The sequence below is a fragment of the Pseudomonas sp. FBCC-B1667 genome, from assembly GCF_059133255.1.
Genome location: NZ_CP101437.1, coordinates 3,316,798 through 3,333,660, shown reverse-complemented (window position 1 = coordinate 3,333,660; position 16,863 = coordinate 3,316,798). Strand labels below are relative to the sequence as shown.

13 protein-coding genes are annotated in these 16,863 nt (G+C 58.7%); 8 read left to right on the top strand and 5 right to left on the bottom strand.

Translation table 11 applies throughout. From position 1 onward, the window contains the following. Positions 1 to 203: 203 nt before the first annotated feature. From NL116_RS15185 to NL116_RS15160, 6 genes are all read left to right on the top strand, one after another. Positions 204 to 1,358: a MalY/PatB family protein gene (locus NL116_RS15185; protein ID WP_494377900.1), complete on the top strand. Its 1,155-nt coding sequence runs from the start codon at positions 204 to 206 to the stop codon at positions 1,356 to 1,358. A gap of 168 nt (positions 1,359 to 1,526) precedes the next feature. Beyond that, positions 1,527 to 2,384, top strand: a complete 858-nt coding sequence (locus NL116_RS15180; protein ID WP_494377899.1) for an SDR family oxidoreductase — start codon at positions 1,527 to 1,529, stop codon at positions 2,382 to 2,384. Positions 2,385 to 2,529: 145 nt separating this feature from the next. After that, on the top strand, positions 2,530 to 3,141 hold the full coding sequence (locus NL116_RS15175) for a Yip1 family protein (protein ID WP_494377898.1): 612 nt from the start codon (positions 2,530 to 2,532) through the stop codon (positions 3,139 to 3,141). Positions 3,142 to 3,186: 45 nt separating this feature from the next. Then, positions 3,187 to 4,530 (top strand): cation:proton antiporter, encoded by a 1,344-nt coding sequence (locus NL116_RS15170; protein WP_494377897.1) that lies wholly within the window; start codon positions 3,187 to 3,189, stop codon positions 4,528 to 4,530. A gap of 192 nt (positions 4,531 to 4,722) precedes the next feature. Next, a complete protein-coding gene (locus tag NL116_RS15165) occupies positions 4,723 to 5,019 on the top strand; it encodes a hypothetical protein (protein ID WP_494377896.1) in 297 nt (98 codons plus the stop codon). A gap of 278 nt (positions 5,020 to 5,297) precedes the next feature. Further along, complete coding sequence (locus tag NL116_RS15160) at positions 5,298 to 5,774, top strand: PA2171 family ribosome-binding persister protein (RefSeq protein WP_494378063.1); 477 nt, start codon at positions 5,298 to 5,300, stop codon at positions 5,772 to 5,774. Between the two features lie 62 nt (positions 5,775 to 5,836). On the opposite strand, the gene NL116_RS15155 is transcribed toward NL116_RS15160, so the two are convergent. Beyond that, positions 5,837 to 7,759 (bottom strand): hybrid sensor histidine kinase/response regulator, encoded by a 1,923-nt coding sequence (locus tag NL116_RS15155; RefSeq protein ID WP_494377895.1) that lies wholly within the window; start codon positions 7,757 to 7,759, stop codon positions 5,837 to 5,839. 147 nt (positions 7,760 to 7,906) lie between these two features. On the opposite strand from NL116_RS15155, the gene NL116_RS15150 reads away from it, so the two are divergent. Beyond that, a complete protein-coding gene (locus NL116_RS15150) occupies positions 7,907 to 8,659 on the top strand; it encodes a DJ-1/PfpI family protein (protein WP_494377894.1) in 753 nt (250 codons plus the stop codon). 177 nt (positions 8,660 to 8,836) lie between these two features. Here the strand turns inward: NL116_RS15150 and NL116_RS15145 are convergent, their stop codons facing one another. The 3 genes from NL116_RS15145 to NL116_RS15135 form a co-directional block, all read right to left on the bottom strand. Continuing rightward, complete coding sequence (locus NL116_RS15145) at positions 8,837 to 9,019, bottom strand: hypothetical protein (protein WP_494377893.1); 183 nt, start codon at positions 9,017 to 9,019, stop codon at positions 8,837 to 8,839. A 128-nt stretch (positions 9,020 to 9,147) separates the two neighbouring features. Beyond that, a complete protein-coding gene (locus NL116_RS15140; protein WP_494377892.1) occupies positions 9,148 to 11,427 on the bottom strand; it encodes an ATP-dependent DNA helicase in 2,280 nt (759 codons plus the stop codon). Then, entirely contained in the window at positions 11,424 to 13,091 is a 1,668-nt protein-coding gene (locus tag NL116_RS15135; RefSeq protein ID WP_494377891.1) for a VRR-NUC domain-containing protein, read from the bottom strand. Before NL116_RS15135 ends, NL116_RS15140 begins: the two co-directional genes overlap by 4 nt. A gap of 171 nt (positions 13,092 to 13,262) precedes the next feature. Here NL116_RS15135 and NL116_RS15130 point away from each other — a divergent pair, with 171 nt between their 5' ends. Then, entirely contained in the window at positions 13,263 to 13,487 is a 225-nt protein-coding gene (locus tag NL116_RS15130) for a YgdI/YgdR family lipoprotein (RefSeq protein ID WP_494377890.1), read from the top strand. A 307-nt stretch (positions 13,488 to 13,794) separates the two neighbouring features. On the opposite strand, the gene NL116_RS15125 is transcribed toward NL116_RS15130, so the two are convergent. Beyond that, complete coding sequence (locus tag NL116_RS15125; protein WP_494377889.1) at positions 13,795 to 16,842, bottom strand: autotransporter domain-containing protein; 3,048 nt, start codon at positions 16,840 to 16,842, stop codon at positions 13,795 to 13,797. Positions 16,843 to 16,863 lie beyond the last annotated feature (21 nt).

The window sequence follows — 16,863 nt, the reverse complement described above, 5'->3', positions numbered from 1 at the left end:
CTCCCGGTGTGAAAACCGACCGTCGGGCACGCCGGGATATCAGCCACACCACAAATCCTGTAGGAGCCGAGCTTGCTCGCGATAGCGGTGGATCAGACACCATCAATGCCGACTGTACCGGCCTCATCGCGAGCAAGCTCGCTCCCACAGGGATTGACGATTATCATGGCGACCATTACCTAACCGCTGTGACGAGACCGCGCATGACTTTCGATTTTGATCAGGTGTTCGACCGCCATAACACCGGTAGCACCAAATGGAGCCGCTACCCGGCCGACGTGCTGCCGATGTGGGTGGCCGACATGGATTTCGCCGCGCCTCCAATGATTATCCGCGCCCTGCAAAAACGCCTGGAACACCCGATGGTCGGCTACAGCGTGGCCCCGGATGACCTGCGCGACGCCATTGTCGCTGACCTCTGGAACAAATACGCCTGGCGCGTCGAGCCGCAGGAACTGATCTTTCTGCCGGGGGTAGAGTCGGGTTTCAACATGGCCCTGAAAGCGATGGTTCAACCGCAACAGAATGTCGTGGTGCAAGTGCCCAACTATCCGCCGCTGCGTCACGCACCGGGTCATTGGGGCCTCACTAAGGTCGAGCTCAATTTCGATGAGCAAGCCGACGGCACCTATACCACGCCGCTCGCCACCCTCAGCCAGTCGCTGCAAGGAGGCGGCGCGTTGCTGCTGAGCAATCCGCACAACCCGCTGGGCAAAGCCTTCCCGCGCGAAGAACTGCAAGCGATTGCCGACATCTGCCTGGAACAGGGTGCCTGGATCATCTCGGACGAGATCCACGCCGAACTGTGCTTCGACGGGCGTAAGCACATTCCGATGGCGACACTGAGCCCGGACATTGCCCGGCGCACGATCACGCTGATGTCGGCGAGCAAGGCCTACAACATCGCCGGCCTGAAGACCTCGTTCATGATCATTCAGGACCGCGTCCTGCGCGAGAAAGTCAACCACGCCCGTTGCGGCATGGTCGACAGCGTCAACCCGCTGGGCCTGGAAGCCACCCGCGTCGCCTACAGCGAAGCCGGGCCATGGCTGGCTGAACTGAGTACCTACCTGCAAAACAACCGCGATTACCTCGTCGACGCCGTTCGCACCCGCCTGCCGGGTGTCACCATGAACGTGCCGCAAAGCACCTACCTGGCGTGGCTCGATTGCTCGGCGCTGGGACTGGACAACCCGCAGCAATTTTTCCTGGAAGAAGCCAAAGTCGGTTTGAGCCCAGGCCTGGATTTCGGCGATGACGCCGGGCAATTCGTCCGCCTTAACTTCGGCTGCCCACGCGCGTTGCTTGAAGAAGGTATTGCGCGGATGGAGCGCAGCTTGGGTAATCGCAAGGCCTGATTTTCTCTCAACATCACCACCTCCCCCTGTAGGAGCGAGCTTGCTCGCTCCTACAAAGGATGTATGTGTACTTCAGTAAGTCGTCGGCACGCTGAAATCCAACCGAACTCAAGCCAAAATGCCAGGGTCAACCCTTTGACCCGATTGACTTGAACCCGGAGATTGAAGATGACCGACTATCCAAAACCCCCTTTCTCAAAGCAAGCTCAACCCGTCCCCGGTTCGCAGCGAAGAATGGACCCCGTCCCCGACTGCGGTGAGCACTCCTATAAAGGCTCAGGCCGTCTGCAGGGCAAGATCGCCTTGATCACCGGCGCCGACAGCGGCATCGGCCGCGCGGTGGCCATTGCCTTCGCTCGCGAAGGTGCGGATGTCGCCATTGCCTACCTGAATGAACACGAAGACGCGCAGGAAACCGCCCATTGGGTTGAACAGGCCGGTCGCCAAACCCTGCTGCTGCCTGGCGATATCGCGCAAAAAGACCACTGCCAGGCCTTGGTGGACAAGACCATCGAGCGATTCGGGCGCATCGACATTCTGGTGAATAACGCCGCGTTCCAGATGAGTCACGACAACGTTGAGGACATCACAGACGAAGAATGGGTGATGACCTTCGATGTGAACATCACCGCTATGTTCAGGATCAGCAAAGCCGCACTCAAGCATATGAAACCGGGGAGTTCGATTATCAACACCAGCTCGGTGAACTCGGACCTGCCCAAGCCGACGCTCCTCGCTTACGCCACCACCAAGGGCGCTATTGCCAACTTCACCGGTGGACTGGCGCAGATGCTCGGGCCGAAGAACATTCGGGTGAACAGCGTGGCGCCGGGGCCGATCTGGACGCCGTTGATTGTTTCGACAATGCCGGAAGACGAAGTGCAAAATTTTGGTTCGCAGACGCCGCTGGGGCGGCCGGGGCAACCGGTGGAAGTGGCGCCGATTTATGTGTTGCTGGCATCGGACGAGGCCAGTTATATCACCGGTCAACGCTATGGCATCACCGGCGGTAAGCCGATCCTGTGAACCCTGACCTGTGGCAGCTGCCGAAGGCTTGAGCCGCGTTTGGCTGCTGTCACAGGGCGGGTTCCACCCGAAAAAATGAACCCATGGCAAATACGCCCCCTCAATAGCAATAAGCCCCCGGTTATGGGTCGCTGAGGAGATCGTCATGTCTGCACCTATCGTGAAACTCTTCACCCAACCTAACTTCGCGTGGACCGATATCCGTCGCGAAGAAGAAACGCACCCGCGCCATTACCTCGCTCATTTACTGCTGCTCGCGTTGATCCCCGCCGTGTGCCTGTTTATCGGGACCACGTACGTCGGCTGGAGCCTGGCCGAGAACGAAACGGTCAAGCTCAGCAGTGCCAGCGCCATGCAACTCTGCGTGTTGCTGTACGTGACCATTGTCGCCGGTGTCGTGGTGATGGGCGGTTTCATTCGCTGGATGTCACGTACGTTTGACGCCCGCCCTACCCTAAATCAATGCATCGGGTTTGCCGCGTATACCGTGACACCGTTTTTCCTGGCGGGCCTCGCCGGGTTGTACCCGAGTCGTTGGCTCGCGATTCTTGTGCTCGGCGCTGCGTCGATCTACTCGACGTTCTTGTTGTTTGTCGGCTTGCCGACCTTCATGCACGAGCGCAAGGAACAAGGCCTGCTATACGCCGCCAGCGTGTGGGGCGTGGGTTTGCTGGTTTTAGTGACTATTCTGGTGGAAATGATTCTGGTGTGGTTCAACCTGCTGTCGCCTGAATACCTGCGCGCTACAGTTGGTTAATTGCATCAGCGTCTGCGACGCACCTCCTGCCCGGCGAGTTAAGACATGAGCTTCATTCTATGGGTGGCGGTGCTGGGGGCCGTGCTGTTGACGCTGGCGCTGACATCCTCGTACCTGCGCTGGATGCCGGTGACCACGTCGGCGGTGTGCCTGGTGCTCGGCGCGGCCATCGGGCCCGGCGCGCTGGGTTTGTTGAAGGTGAACGCCAATGACGCGGCTGACTGGATGGAGCACCTGACGGAAGTCGCGGTGCTCTTTTCGTTGTTTGTCTGCGGCCTGAAGTTGCGCCTGCCGCTCAAGGACAAGACCTGGCGAATCGCTTTCGGGCTGGCCGGGCCGGTCATGGTCTTGACCATTGGTGGTGTCTGTCTGCTGTTGCACTACGGCTTCGGCGTGTCGTGGGGCGCCTCTGTTTTGATCGGCTCGATTCTGGCGCCAACCGACCCGGTGTTGGCCGCCCTTGTGCAGGTCAACGATGCGCGGGATGACGACAGTGTGCGTTTCGGTCTGTCGGGCGAAGCCGGTCTTAACGATGGCATTGCGTTTCCGTTCGTGATTCTCGGATTGCTCCTGCTGCAACACGAGGGCGATCCCGGTTGGCTGGGCCACTGGGCGCTGAAAAGTCTGCTCTGGGCCGTTCCCGCCGGATTGCTAACGGGTTATTGGATGGGACGCGGCATCGGGCGTGTGGCGTTGTCGCTGCGGATCCAGAACGATGACAGTACGTTGTCGCCGAATGATTATCTTGCCCTCGCCCTGATCGCCCTGGCCTATGTCGGGGCCGAATCCATGCATGCCTATGGATTTCTCTCGGTGTTCGCCGCCGGCCTGGGTTTGCGTCAGGCCGAGGTCAGCACTACAGGCGAATCGCAAGAGCCCGCCGAGCACCTGGTCCAGCCCGTGGTGGGTCACCAGAACGTCGAACCGCAACATGCCATGCGTGGCAACACCGACCATCTGGACGGCGGGCAAGTCGCGGCGGGCATCATGATGAGTGACATGCTCGCCTTCGGCAGCCTCGTAGAGCGGGCGATGGAGGTGTTTCTGGTGACCCTGTTGGGCGTAGTGCTGGTCGCTCATTGGGATTGGCGAGCCCTGCCCATCGGCGGCGTGCTGTTTTGCCTGATCCGACCGCTAAGTGTCGCCGTTATGCCATGGGGCCGTTTGCTGGACTGGCGTCAGCGGGCATTGATCGGTTGGTTCGGCATACGCGGCATCGGCAGTCTCTATTACCTGTTTTACGCGCTCAACCACGGGCTCGGGCAGTCAGTGGCAGCACTGTGTACCGACCTGACGCTATCGGTGGTCGCGTTGAGCATCCTGATTCATGGCATGACCACCCAGCCCACCCTTGCCCGGTACGAGCGGCATAAAAAACAAATTATTTGATTTTTTTCTAAATTTTTGCGAGCTGATTTATCGAATTTTTCACTGCGAAAAATTGAAATCCCTCTTTCTCCCGGCAGTCACATCATTTAATCCCGCCATGTTTGTACATCGCAGGATCCGACAGGTTCGGTTCCACTGTGGCAACGACGCCTATTAAAAGGAACCCCGGGAAAATAAATAAAGGTGCCGGTCATGATCGAATGTTCCTCCCCTGATGAAATCAAAGCTTGCCGGGCATTCGCCTTGGAACGTAACCGTCAGATGTTCGAAGAGGCCCAGGACCTGAGCCGTTGTGCTTTCGAAATGCTCGACGGCAGCGATCTGGATGTGGAGCTGTTTGATCGCTATCAAGCGCTGCGTCGCAAAGCGGATTTGAAATTTCAAGAAGCGATTGAGCATCTGCGTTTGCTCAACGAGGATTTTCCGCCGATTCCACTGTCCGTCAGCCACTCCCATCATCTGCGCGAGCAGCTCGAATACCGAGCCTGAGCGTGAAAAAGAAGCCCGGCAACTGCCGGGCCTTTTTTTGCCCCTGAAATGAGGTGTTTGCCTGGTCGCTCAAGCTACACCGCGAACTGCATGAGGCAAACACCGGACTCATGCAGCCTGCACGAGCGCAGTTAGCCATCAATTGGCTTAACTGTCTGATTTTTAAAGAGGTTGATACCCGTCAAAAGTCGGCACGACTCCTGCTAAATCCAGTCAAGCGACTATCGGCCATTGAGACCGTGCGCGCTCATCCCCGTGACGACTTGAGAGACTTGACCATGAACGCTATCGATCTGTTGAAAGCTGACCATGAACGTGTAAAAGGCATCCTGAGCCAATTGAGCGAATCCACTGAGCGCGGTGTTAAAAAGCGCACGGAGTTGCTGGCCAAGCTGGAGATGGAAATCAGCATTCATACGCGACTTGAGGAAGAAGTCCTGTATCCGGCTTTTAAAAAGGCCGGTGGCAAGGACCAGGACGTGATGTATTACGAAGCCAAGGAAGAACACCGCACCGTAGACTCACTGGTGCTACCCGACTTGAAAGTCACCGACCCTTCCACTCCCGAATTTGCAGGTCGAGTCAAAGTGGTCAAAGAACTGCTGGAGCACCACATCGAAGAGGAAGAAACGGAGATGTTCCCGCAGGCGAATAAACTGCTGGGCAAAGCGACTCTGGAAGAACTGGGCGCGCAGATGGAAACGCTGAAGGCGAAGTACAAAAAAGAACTGAGCGATCGCAATCTCGCTGCTTGATCCTAGCCACAACGCACTTTGTAGCAGCTGGCGAACGTTGCACCCGCTGCTACAAATGCCTGTCACTTCATGGCCAGGGCGATGATTTCCACCAGGTTCAGCTGGGTGAACGGTTTGGACAAGCGTGGCAGTTCGAGCGCAAAGCCTTCCAGACGCTCCGCATAACCGGTGGCAAGGACGATTGGCACCTCAGGTCTCATGACCCGGATGGCATGCGCCAGTTGTGCGCCATTCATCTGCGGCATGGCCATGTCGGTAATGACCAGATCGATATCTGGCGTGCTGGCGAAAAGCTCCAACGCTTGTGCGCCGGAAGTCGAACTGATTACCCGGTGGCCGAGGTCTTCGAGCAACAGGCCGGTGCTCGTCAGCACCAGACTGTCGTCGTCCACGACCAGGACCGACAGTCTGTACTCGGGGGGCACTGCCTCGTCGTCGACATCTCTGGTGATTACTGACGCCGTCGTGGCGACGGGTAGCCACAATTCGGCCCTGGTGCCACTGCCTGACTGGCTCTTGAGGATGAATCGCCCGCCCAGTTGTTCGATAAAGCCATGAACCATCGACAACCCCAGTCCGGTACCCTTTCCGACGCCTTTGGTGGTAAAGAACGGGTCCATGGCTGAGGCCAGGGTGCCCGCATCCATGCCCTCACCGGTATCGGTGATGCTCATGCAAACATATTGGCCCGGCGCCAGGGACAACGCTGAATGTTCGTGAACATCTTCTGTTTGGGCGCTTATCGTGATTTTGCCGCCATGGGGCATGGCATCGCGGGCATTGGTCGCAAGGTTGAGCACAGCCAGTTCGAGCTGATTATTGTCCGCCATGACCGGCACCAGCCCTGGCGAAAAGCAAGTGTCGAGTTGGACCGCTGGCCCCAGGGAACTGCGCAACAGGCCGCTGATGCCCTCAACCAAAGCAGGGATGTCAACGGATTCGGACTTGAGTTCCTGACGTCGGGCGAACGCCAGCATGCGTTGGGTCAACGAGACACCGCGCAAGGCACCCTGAGTGGCATTGTCGATCAGGCGCATGACTTTCGGATCATCCGCGACGCGTTTGCGCACGATTTCGAGGTTGCCCAGGATCACCGTTAACAGGTTGTTGAAGTCGTGGGCGATCCCGCCGCTCAGCTGGCCGATGGCTTGCATTTTCTGCGCCTGGAACAGCGCCTCGCGGGTTCGCTCAAGGTCTTGCTGGGCCAGGGTCGCCTCGGTGATATCGCGAGTGATCTTGGCAAAACCAAACAGGGTGCCGGTCTCGCCCCAGATCGGGTCCACCACGACGTGAGCGTAAAATCGTGTACCGTCCTTGCGCACGCGCCAAGCCTTGTTTTCGAATCGCCCTTCTCGGGTAGCCGTTTCCAATGCCCGTTGCGGTTCACCGGCTTCTCGGTCTTCGGGAGTGTAGAAAATCGAAAAGTGTTTACCGATCACTTCTTCGGGACGGTAGCCCTTGATGCGCTGGGCGCCTTGATTCCAGTTGGTCAGGCACCCATCGGGGGCCAGCATGTAGATGGCGTAGTCCGTGACGCTTTGCACCAACAACCTGAATTGCTGCTCGCTTTGCTTGAGGGTTTCCTCAGCCATCTTACGGTCGGTGAGATCCCGGGTGATCTTGGCGAACCCCAACAACTTGCCGGCAGGGTCGATAATCGGGTCAATCACCACGTGCGACCAGAAGTGCGTACCGTCCTTGCGCACCCGCCAGCCTTCGCCTTCGAAACGGCCTTCATTGATGGCCGTGTCCAGCGCCCGTTGGGGCAAACCGGCACGTCGGTCTTCGTCTGTATAGAACCGCGAAAAGTGTTGGCCGAGAATCTCCGCTTCCTCGTAGCCTTTGAAACGCCGGGCACCCGAGTTCCAGCTGGTGATGATGCCGTCGGGATCGATCATGTAGATCGCGTAGTCCACCACAGCGTCAATCAGCAGGCGAAAGCGCATCTCCTCGATGGACTTGGTTTTGGATGGCACATCACTCATCGATCACACCCGTAACGACTGTTTTTATGGAGTATGCGGCAAACCGTAGGTTTGGAAAGCTGCATCACCTCGGTTCAGTGGAATGCACGCCTCAAACCACCTATGCTCGACGCCAAATGCCCTTTGAGGCTGATGTAGGGCGCCCCCATGATTCTGATGCTGTTGCCGATCTCCGACTACGACCCGACCGAAAGCAGCGTGCCTTGGCAAGCGATGCGCAGTGCCGGGATCGAAGTGAGCTTTGCCACCCCGCAGGGGTTGCCGGCCTACGCCGATTCGCGCCTGGTGGAGATTGGCTTTGGTCCGCTCAACCCGTTACTGATGACACGCAAGCCCGACCTTGCCCGCTACAGGCAAATGACCGAAGACGCATCATTTCGTCAACCGCTGTCCTATGACGCTGTGGACCCGAGCAAGTTCGACGGGTGCTTGATCCCCGGCGGCCACGCCAAGGGCATGCGCAGCTTGCTGGAATCTGCAGAGGCACAGCGGATTGCCTTGCATTTCTTTAAGGCAGACAAACCGGTGGCCGCAGTGTGTCACGGTGTGTTGCTGCTGGCCCGCACCCTCGACCCCGATACCGAATGTTCTGTACTACGGGGTCGCAAGGTCACCGCGTTGGTGGCTAACTCCATGGAGCTGCCTGCCTGGGCAATGACCGCGCCCTGGCTTGGGCGTTATTACCGAACTTACCCGCAGACGGTCGAGGCGCAAGTCACTGCCGCCCTTTCCAGCCCCGCCGATTTCCTGCGGGGCCCCTTTCTCGCCGTACGTGATTCGGCGGACCAGCCACAACGAGGTTTTGTCGTGAGCGATGGCCAGTTGTTGACCGCTCGCTGGCCGGGAGACTGTCATCGCTTTGCCGCCGAATGGGTACGACTTATCGGGACACGTATTTGACGATGCAGGCATGCAAGTCGTTGTAGACGAAGTCAGGCACCAGTGTGGCGTGTGCCTGGGTTTTGAATAGTGCCAGGTGGCATTCCTTCAGCATCTCTTCACGCTCCCTCTTGGTGTAGACGTGGTTATTGATGATGTCGGCATAGGTGCTGCACGCGGTCGGTGCCGTTGGAGGGGTTACCTCGGTCGCGTCTTTGGTATAAAGCGCGACACCCGCTCTTTCAACCCGCCGAGGCCGCGTTCATACACCGTGATCTGTGTCGCCTGGGCAGTGATGCCGCGGAACAACGTCGCTTTGATTTCATTGAAGACGGCAGTGACCTGATCCGGGGAGTAAACGTATTGCGGTGTTACTGACATACCTTGATTTCCTTATGAAAGAATCGCTTGGAAATGATTGCCTGCCCTTTGAATAAAGCGCTGATTCGGCGTTTGTTTAAATCGGCGTGTCTTTCAAGATATGTCGCTGTTTTTTAAAGGGAATATTCCTACTCGATACCGCGAAAATGCGGCGGTTCAATCGACCACCAGCGTGGGAACAGCTGTTTGACCTTGCTCTCGCCAAACCGGTCATCGATGAGCATCACCATCCCCTGATCCTGCTGGGTGCGGATCACCCGTCCAGCAGCCTGCACCACTTTTTGTACGCCTGGAAACAGGTAGGTGTAGTCATAACCGGCACCGAAAATGGCGGCCATGCGGTGTTTAATCTGTTCGTTGATCGGGTTGAGTTGCGCCAGGCCCAGTGTGGCGATGAACGCGCCGATTAACCGTGCGCCCGGCAAATCGATACCCTCACCAAATGCGCCGCCCAACACCGCAAAGCCGACGCCCTGGCTGTGTGCGGTGAACTGGTCGAGAAAGTCCTGGCGCTGGGCTTCGCCCATTCCGCGGGACTGCGACCACAGCGTAATGTGGGGGTGACGCTCGGCCAGTAACTGCGCCACTTGCTGCAAATAATCGAAGCTGCTGAAAAACGCCAGATAGTTACCGGGTCGCTCCGCGAATTGCCGTGCGATCAGCTCGACGATGGGGACGAGCGACGCCTGCCGGTGGACGAAGCGTGTCGAAATCTGGCTGACGATGTGCACCTGTAACTGGTCGGCGTGAAACGGTGATTCCACGTCGATCCACACCGTGTTCGCAGGCGTGCCCAGCAGGTCGGCGTAGTAATGCCGCGGGCTCAGCGTCGCCGAAAACAGCACGGTGCTGCGCGCAGCGGTCAGCCGTGGGCGGATGAAACCTGCCGGCACTACGTTGCGCAAGCACAGCTGCGACAGCGGGCGTTGGCGATCCAAGTCGCGCTTGCTGATGTCGAACAGGAACTGTTCATCAAAGAGTTCGGCGACCCGACAGAATTGCAGCATCTCGAAATAGAAACTTTGCAGCGCACTGTCCAGCCCCTGCGGATGATCGTTCAGATAATCACCGATACTCGCGCAGCACGAGGACAAAGCCTGGAGCAGTTTTTCCGGCGCCCTGTCGTACGCCTGGTACGCACTGGGTTGCTGATTATGCAAGGCATTCCATTCCCGATTGACCCGCTGCAAGGATTTTTTCAGTGCTTCAGGGCCGTTTTTGCGCACGCCGTTGAAAGTCGACTGGTCGAGACTGGCGCTGTACATCTGCCGGCCGCGCTCCACCAGATTGTGGGCTTCGTCGACCAGCACAGCGACGGTCCAGTTATTGGCTTGGGCGAGCCCGAACAGCAGCGCACTGAAATCGAAGTAATAGTTGTAGTCCGCGACCACCACATCGGCCCACCGGGCCATTTCCTGACTCAGGTAATAGGGGCAAATTTCATGCGCAATTGCTACCTCGCGCAAGGTCGCCTGATTCAACAGGCTCAGTTTACTGGCGGCCTGTCGAGCGGCAGGCAAGCGATCATAGAATCCCCGTGCCAACGGGCAGGAGTCGCCGTGACAGGCTTTGTCCGGATGCTCGCAGGCTTTGTCCCGGGCGATCATCTCCAACACCCGAAGCGGCGGCGCATCGGCGCTTTGCACGATCACCTGCGCCGCATCCAATGCGAGCTTTCGCCCCGGCGTCTTGGCGGTGAGAAAGAACACCTTGTCGAGTTTCTGCGGCGCCAGCGCCTTGATCATCGGGAACAGCGTGCCCACGGTTTTGCCGATACCGGTCGGCGCCTGCGCCATCAGGCAGCGCCCCGTACTGACAGCCTTGAACACTGATTCGGCCAGATGACGCTGGCCCGCACGAAACCCCGCATAGGGGAACGCCAGTTGCTGCGCCGCCTGATTGCGCGCGTCACGGTGGGCCATTTCCTGCTCGGCCCAGTGCAGAAACAACGTGCAATGGTGTTCAAAGAACGGCTGCAGTTGTGCCGCACTGAACGCCTCGACCAGACAGGTTTCCTTTTCACTGACGATGTCGAAATACACCAGCGCCAGGTTGATCTGCGCCAAGTCCAGCTTGCGACACATCAACCAGCCATAGATCTTCGCCTGCGCCCAGTGCAGCTGTCGGTGGTTGGCCGGTTGTTTGCTTAGGTCGCCGCGATAGGTTTTGACTTCTTCCAGGCAGTTTTGCGCGGGGTCATAACCATCCGCCCTGCCCTTTACCCGTAACGTTTTGTACTCGCCTTCCAGGGCCACTTCACTTTGATAACCATCATTGCGCCGGGAAGCGACCGTGCGGTGCCCGACCATACCTTCCAGCGCCGTCGGTGAGGGGGTGAAACGCAGGTCCAGGTCGCCGACCTTGGCGGTAAATTCACACAGTGCCCGTACCGCAATGCTGTAGCTCAAGTGGCCTGCTCCGCCCATTGCACATAACAGACGGCGATGGGCATTTGATGCTCATGACAGAACTCCAGCCAGCGCAATTGGTTGTCCTGCAGGCGGTCGCCGGGGCCTTTGACTTCGATCATGCGGTAGGTTTTTTCCTGCGGCCAGAACTGGATCAGGTCCGGCATGCCGGCGCGGTTGGCCTTGATGTCCAGCAACAATCGGTTAAACCAGTGCTTGAGGTGTTCCGCCGGCAGACAATCGAGCGCCTGATCCAGCAACGAATCGTTCAGTACACCCCAAAACACGAACGGTGACTGCACGCCCCACTTGGCGGCATAACGCTCTCGAATCGTCTGCGGGTAACGACCGTCATCGAGTTCGGCCATGCATGCCTCGAACAGCTCGGCACGGCGCGCGCAAAAGTCGTCATGCAACAGGTCGACCGGCCCACGCTGGAACGGGTGAAAGAACGCCCCCGGCAGTGGCGCGAAAATGGCCGGCCAGCACAACAGCCCGAACAGCGAGTTGATCAGGCTGTTCTCGACGTAATGCACGGGCGCCTGTTCTTCTTCCAGATGCGCCTGTACGTAATATTCCACCGACAGTGCCAGATCGGTTCTGGGCAATTGGAGGTCCAGGCGCTGCATGGGTCGGGGGGCGGCTCGCTTGAGCGCCGGACCGCCGAGTTTGCGCCTCAGCCTGGGCAGCACACGCAATAAGTGCTGATGCTCGGTGGCACTTTCGGGCAATTGCTGCGCATCGACGGCAAGGTCCAGGGCGAGCTGGTACTCACCGCAACGCTCCAGTACACGAATCAACCGCACCCGTGCGCCGGGATAGGCGCATTCGCGGTAAATCGTCAGCGCGCTGGAAAAATCGGCGATACGCTCGCAGTGCTGACCGATCTGGAACAGCAACTTGCCACGACGACGCTGCAGCCACGTATTGCCGAGTGTCAGACCTTTGATCTGCTCGACGATAGACGCCAACGGGTCGCCCGCTTCGAAACGCTGTTGGCATCGATAGAGGAACAGGCACGCGTCCACGTCCTCACGGCTACGCAAGCCTCGGGACTCGGCGCTGAATTCGACTTTTTCATAGGTAAAAATGCCGAGGTCGGCCAGCACAAACTCGGACCAGTCCTGATAGAGGTTGCCGAAGAACATCAGTCGAAAACGGTCACACAGGTCCATGATGGTCAGGGTCAACAGCCGGTCATTCAATACCGGGCACCATTGGGTAAAGCTTTGTGGCTCGGGAAATTGTTCGCTCAGCAGCGGCAACCAATCGCTTTTCTTGCCTTTCGGCTGATCAATTGCATCGCCAAGGCAGTCAACAATCTCGGCCTTGAGCAGCACGTCAAACAGCTCCTCGATGTGCAAGGGTGAAAGATCAGTGATCCAGCCTGCCGCCAGCAACGGTTCGGCCGCGCTAACGATGTCACCAATTTCGGCATAACTCAGTTTGCCGGCCCTGAAATGCACGCCCTTGCGCATCACCATCCTGACCAGCAGCGCCCTCGACTCCTTGGGAAGCTGGCTGAAATCACGGATGAACGCTTGTTCCTCTACGCTTAATAGGTCGGCATAACGATGTTCAAGCCAGTCAAGCACTTGCATGAAGTTGTTGAGGTAATAGAACGGGTCGTCGAGGGGATTTGCAGTCACAAGGAAAAGCGCCATGGCAAGCGAGTACTGGTTATGCGTACAGATAACAGCTACTCGCCGTGCCGTGCAAATGGAAAAAGATAAGCGGCGGAGTTATTCGGTCATTTTCGGGCGTGCATCGAACTTTCTGCCAATCGATGGCACCAACCGGCATAGAGGTTTTTTTCAGCATTGTGAGAGGTGGACATGAACATCAAAACCCTGGTTTTGCCGCTGGCCGCAGCGGCGTTGTTGGTGCTGGCCGGTTGCTCGACGCCCACGGTGGTAACCCTGCAGAACGGCACCCAGTATTTGACCAAGGACATGCCGAAAACCAAGACCAAGGATGGGTTCTATGAATTTGAGGATATTTCCGGTACGAAGATTAAAGTCAATGCCAAGGACGTGGCCACGGTTCGCAAGGAAGACTGAGGACGCGGTTTTATAGGATTTCGCTTTATCGTTCTTCGCGAGCAAGCCCGCTCCCACACTTGTTCTTCAGTGACCATGCGACAAATATCAAAAGTGAGAGCGGGCTTGCTCGCGAAGGGGCCCTTACCGACGCCCCGTGCGCCGCGATCGCCATGGCGTCGGTAAACAAGGCTTTGGAATCCGCTGTACTGAAGTTTTTGTAGTCGTACACACCCATTGCTATTGCCTCTCTTTTGTTGGCGTTGTCAGAGATGGCGCACAACCGGGACGCCTCGATCACGAAGCGCCCGGAGCCTTTAGTGCATGATCAGAACCGCCAGTCCAGCGTCAAACCCACGCCATGGTCTTTTTCGGTGGAACCGATCAGCCCGTTGTAATCCAGACTTACGCGAACATCCTGCGCCAGCGCCAAACCGGCGCGGGCACCGATCACGGCGGCGTTGCGATCCAGTGAGACGCTTTGCACGCTGAACGCGGTATTGCCGTTGACGAACGCAAGGTGCTCTTCGGATTGGGTGCTGCTCAGGTTGTGTTGCCAACCCAGCGTGCCGGACAGTTCGAGCTGCTGTTTGTCCGACAGGGCAATCGCTTTGCTCGCCCGCAGGCCCAGGGTTGAAAGCACGGCGTCACGGTTGTCTTCACCGCCCTTGAGTGCGGCGGCATCGCCTTTTTCGGTGAAGCTGTCGCTGCTCAAGTGCACGTAAGCCAGGTTGGCGAACGGCTCAAGCGCCAGCGGTTGGACGTCCAGGCGATACGCCGCTTCGGTGAACATTTGCGCGGTGGTCGCGTCGCGTTTGGATTTCTGTTTGCCGCTGACATCGCCGAATTGCAGATCGCGTTTGACATCGATGCGATGCCAGCTGTAAGCGCCGCCAACGCTCAAGCGCAGCGCGTCGATTTCATGGCCCAGGTACGTGCCCAAGTGATAGCTGTCGACCGAGGCCGACGAATGCGTGCCATCGCCCATGCTCAACGAGCTGTCGCTGTAACCGGTGACAAAGCCCAGTCGCGTGTTATCAGTGATCAGACCGTCGACCCCGGCCAGCAAGCCGCCGATGGAGCTGTTGGAACTGGCATTGTCCTGCCCGCCATCGCTCTTGCCCCAGGCGCCGAGGACTTTCAGCCAGGCGTTGCTGCGGTCATCGGTGGGCGCGGCGGCGTTGAACAAGTCACGCTCACGCAGGCGTTCACCGACAGCATCGCGCAGGTAACGGCTGTCGTTGATCAGCAGCGTGCCAATGGCCGGATGAATTTCGCCGGACAATTGCTGGAAGGCTTGCTGAGCGACGACAGCGGTTGGCGACAGCAGCAAGGTTTCGTACAGCGTGTTGCCTGCACCGAGTTGCTCGGCAGCTGCGGCAACCGCACGTTGGTTCGGCGTCTGGCCGACGCTGCTGAATGAGGTGGCGTTGCGCTCTACCGCCAGCTGAATACCGTTGGCCGAGTAATCAAGAATGCCCCCGATAAACAGGTAGTCTGGCACCACCGCACCAAAATGCCCTTGGATCCCGCCGGCCGCCTGCAGAATGTTGTATTGATGGCCGAGCAGGGAGTTCACTTCGCTCGTAGACAGCAGTGTCGGACTGTTTTCCAGGGACAGGCTGACGGTGGCGCCATCGATCACCGCTTTGCCGCTGGCGACGATCTCGTCACTGCTCGTCGGCGACAACTCCACGGCGTACGTCGAGCCGCGCTCGAAGGTCACGTCGCCCGCCACGTGCAAGGTCCCGATGGAGTTGCCTGGCGCCACGGTGCCGCCGCTTTTGGCGGTCAACCCGCCGATGCGACCGTTACCGCCGAGAATGCCGCTGTCATTGACGGTGACCGTCGAAGCCAGCGAACCGTTGATGGCCAATCGGCCCTGATTGACCAGTGTCGGGCCGGCGTAGGTGTTGGCGCCAGTCAGGACCAGCGTGCCGATGCCCTGTTTGGTCAGGCCACCATGGCCGGAGATATCGTTGCGCCAGACATCGAGTCCGCAGTGCACATCCGTGCACACACGTTCGGTGGGTTTGCCAGCGTCAATGATCGCGCCGATGCCCGGCAAATCGGCGACAAACTGACTGGAGCCGTAGGCGCCCTGAATCCGGAACTCTTCGGGAATGTCCTGTTCGGTGACGAACATCCCAGGGCCATCAATGCCTTTGCGCAGATTGATCATGCCCCACCCGTATAACGCGTCGACACCCGGTGCACCGAGGTCGGTGGCCGTGGTGCGCAGCACACTGGCGACTTGTGCGCCGGTCATGTACGGGAAGCGCTCCATCAGCACCGCCATGGAGCCTGCAACGTGCGGCGCTGCCATCGAGGTGCCGTTGTAATTGGCGTAACCGGTGGTGACATTATCGGCATTGGTGCCGCCGATGATCGAGCTGTAGATTTTGCTGCCGGGCGCCGACACGCAAAAGCTGGCGGTGTAGCCGCAGCGCGATGAGAACGTACTGATGGTGTAAGGGTTCGGGCTGGTGAGGTCCGGATTCATTTGCAATGCCGCGACGGTGACCCAGTTCGGCGCAATTTCCGGAACGAAATAGCCCAGCCCGGCAATGGCGTCCGGGTTGTTCAAGTTGTAGTCGTTGCCGGCGGCGAAGATCGTCACGATGCCGCTACGCGCGGCGGCCATTGCACCGTCATAGGCGCCGCCCGGTTTGGTCCCGAGCAGTGACTGGATTTCGTTGAACTGCAACTGCGCATCCTGCACGGTGAAATGCGGGTACGCCGGGTCGCGTCCGCCCAGGTCAAAGCGATCGGTAATGCCAATGCCCCAGCTATTGTTGATGATCCGCGCGCCGCTGGCGATCAGGGCATCCCATCCAGCCTTGTACACCGCGCCGTCGTTGCCGCGAATAATGCCATCTTCCGGGCCCGGGTCACCGTTGTCAGCGCTGATGATTTGCGCGCCAAACGCCACACCCTGCATCGGGCCACCATCGCGGCTGCCGGCTGCGATCCCGCCAACGTGGGTGCCATGGGCACCGAGCTTGCCGTTGGAGCCGACGGTAGGCGCGCCGTCGTACCGAAATGCATCCCCGGCGTTGACCGGAATGTACGGGTCGGTGTATTCGCGGATTCCGCTGGTGACCAACGTGATCACTTTATTGGCGCCGGAGAACTCCGGGTGTTGAGCGTAGACCGGTTGGTCGAAGACCCCCAGTTTCACGCCCTTGCCGCTGTAACCGGCGGCGTAGGCGTCCTGTGCGTTGATCGCGCCCACGCCCCAATCGGCATTGAATTCTGCGCTGCGCCAGCTGTTGGGGTCGCCTGCGCGTCCGCTTTCCACGTAGGGCGCAGCGTGCGCCTGTCCGAGTGTGGCCAGCGCGCAGAGCACGGCCAGTGTGTTGTGCTTGTAAATCATCAAACTACCGTCCTTAGTTGT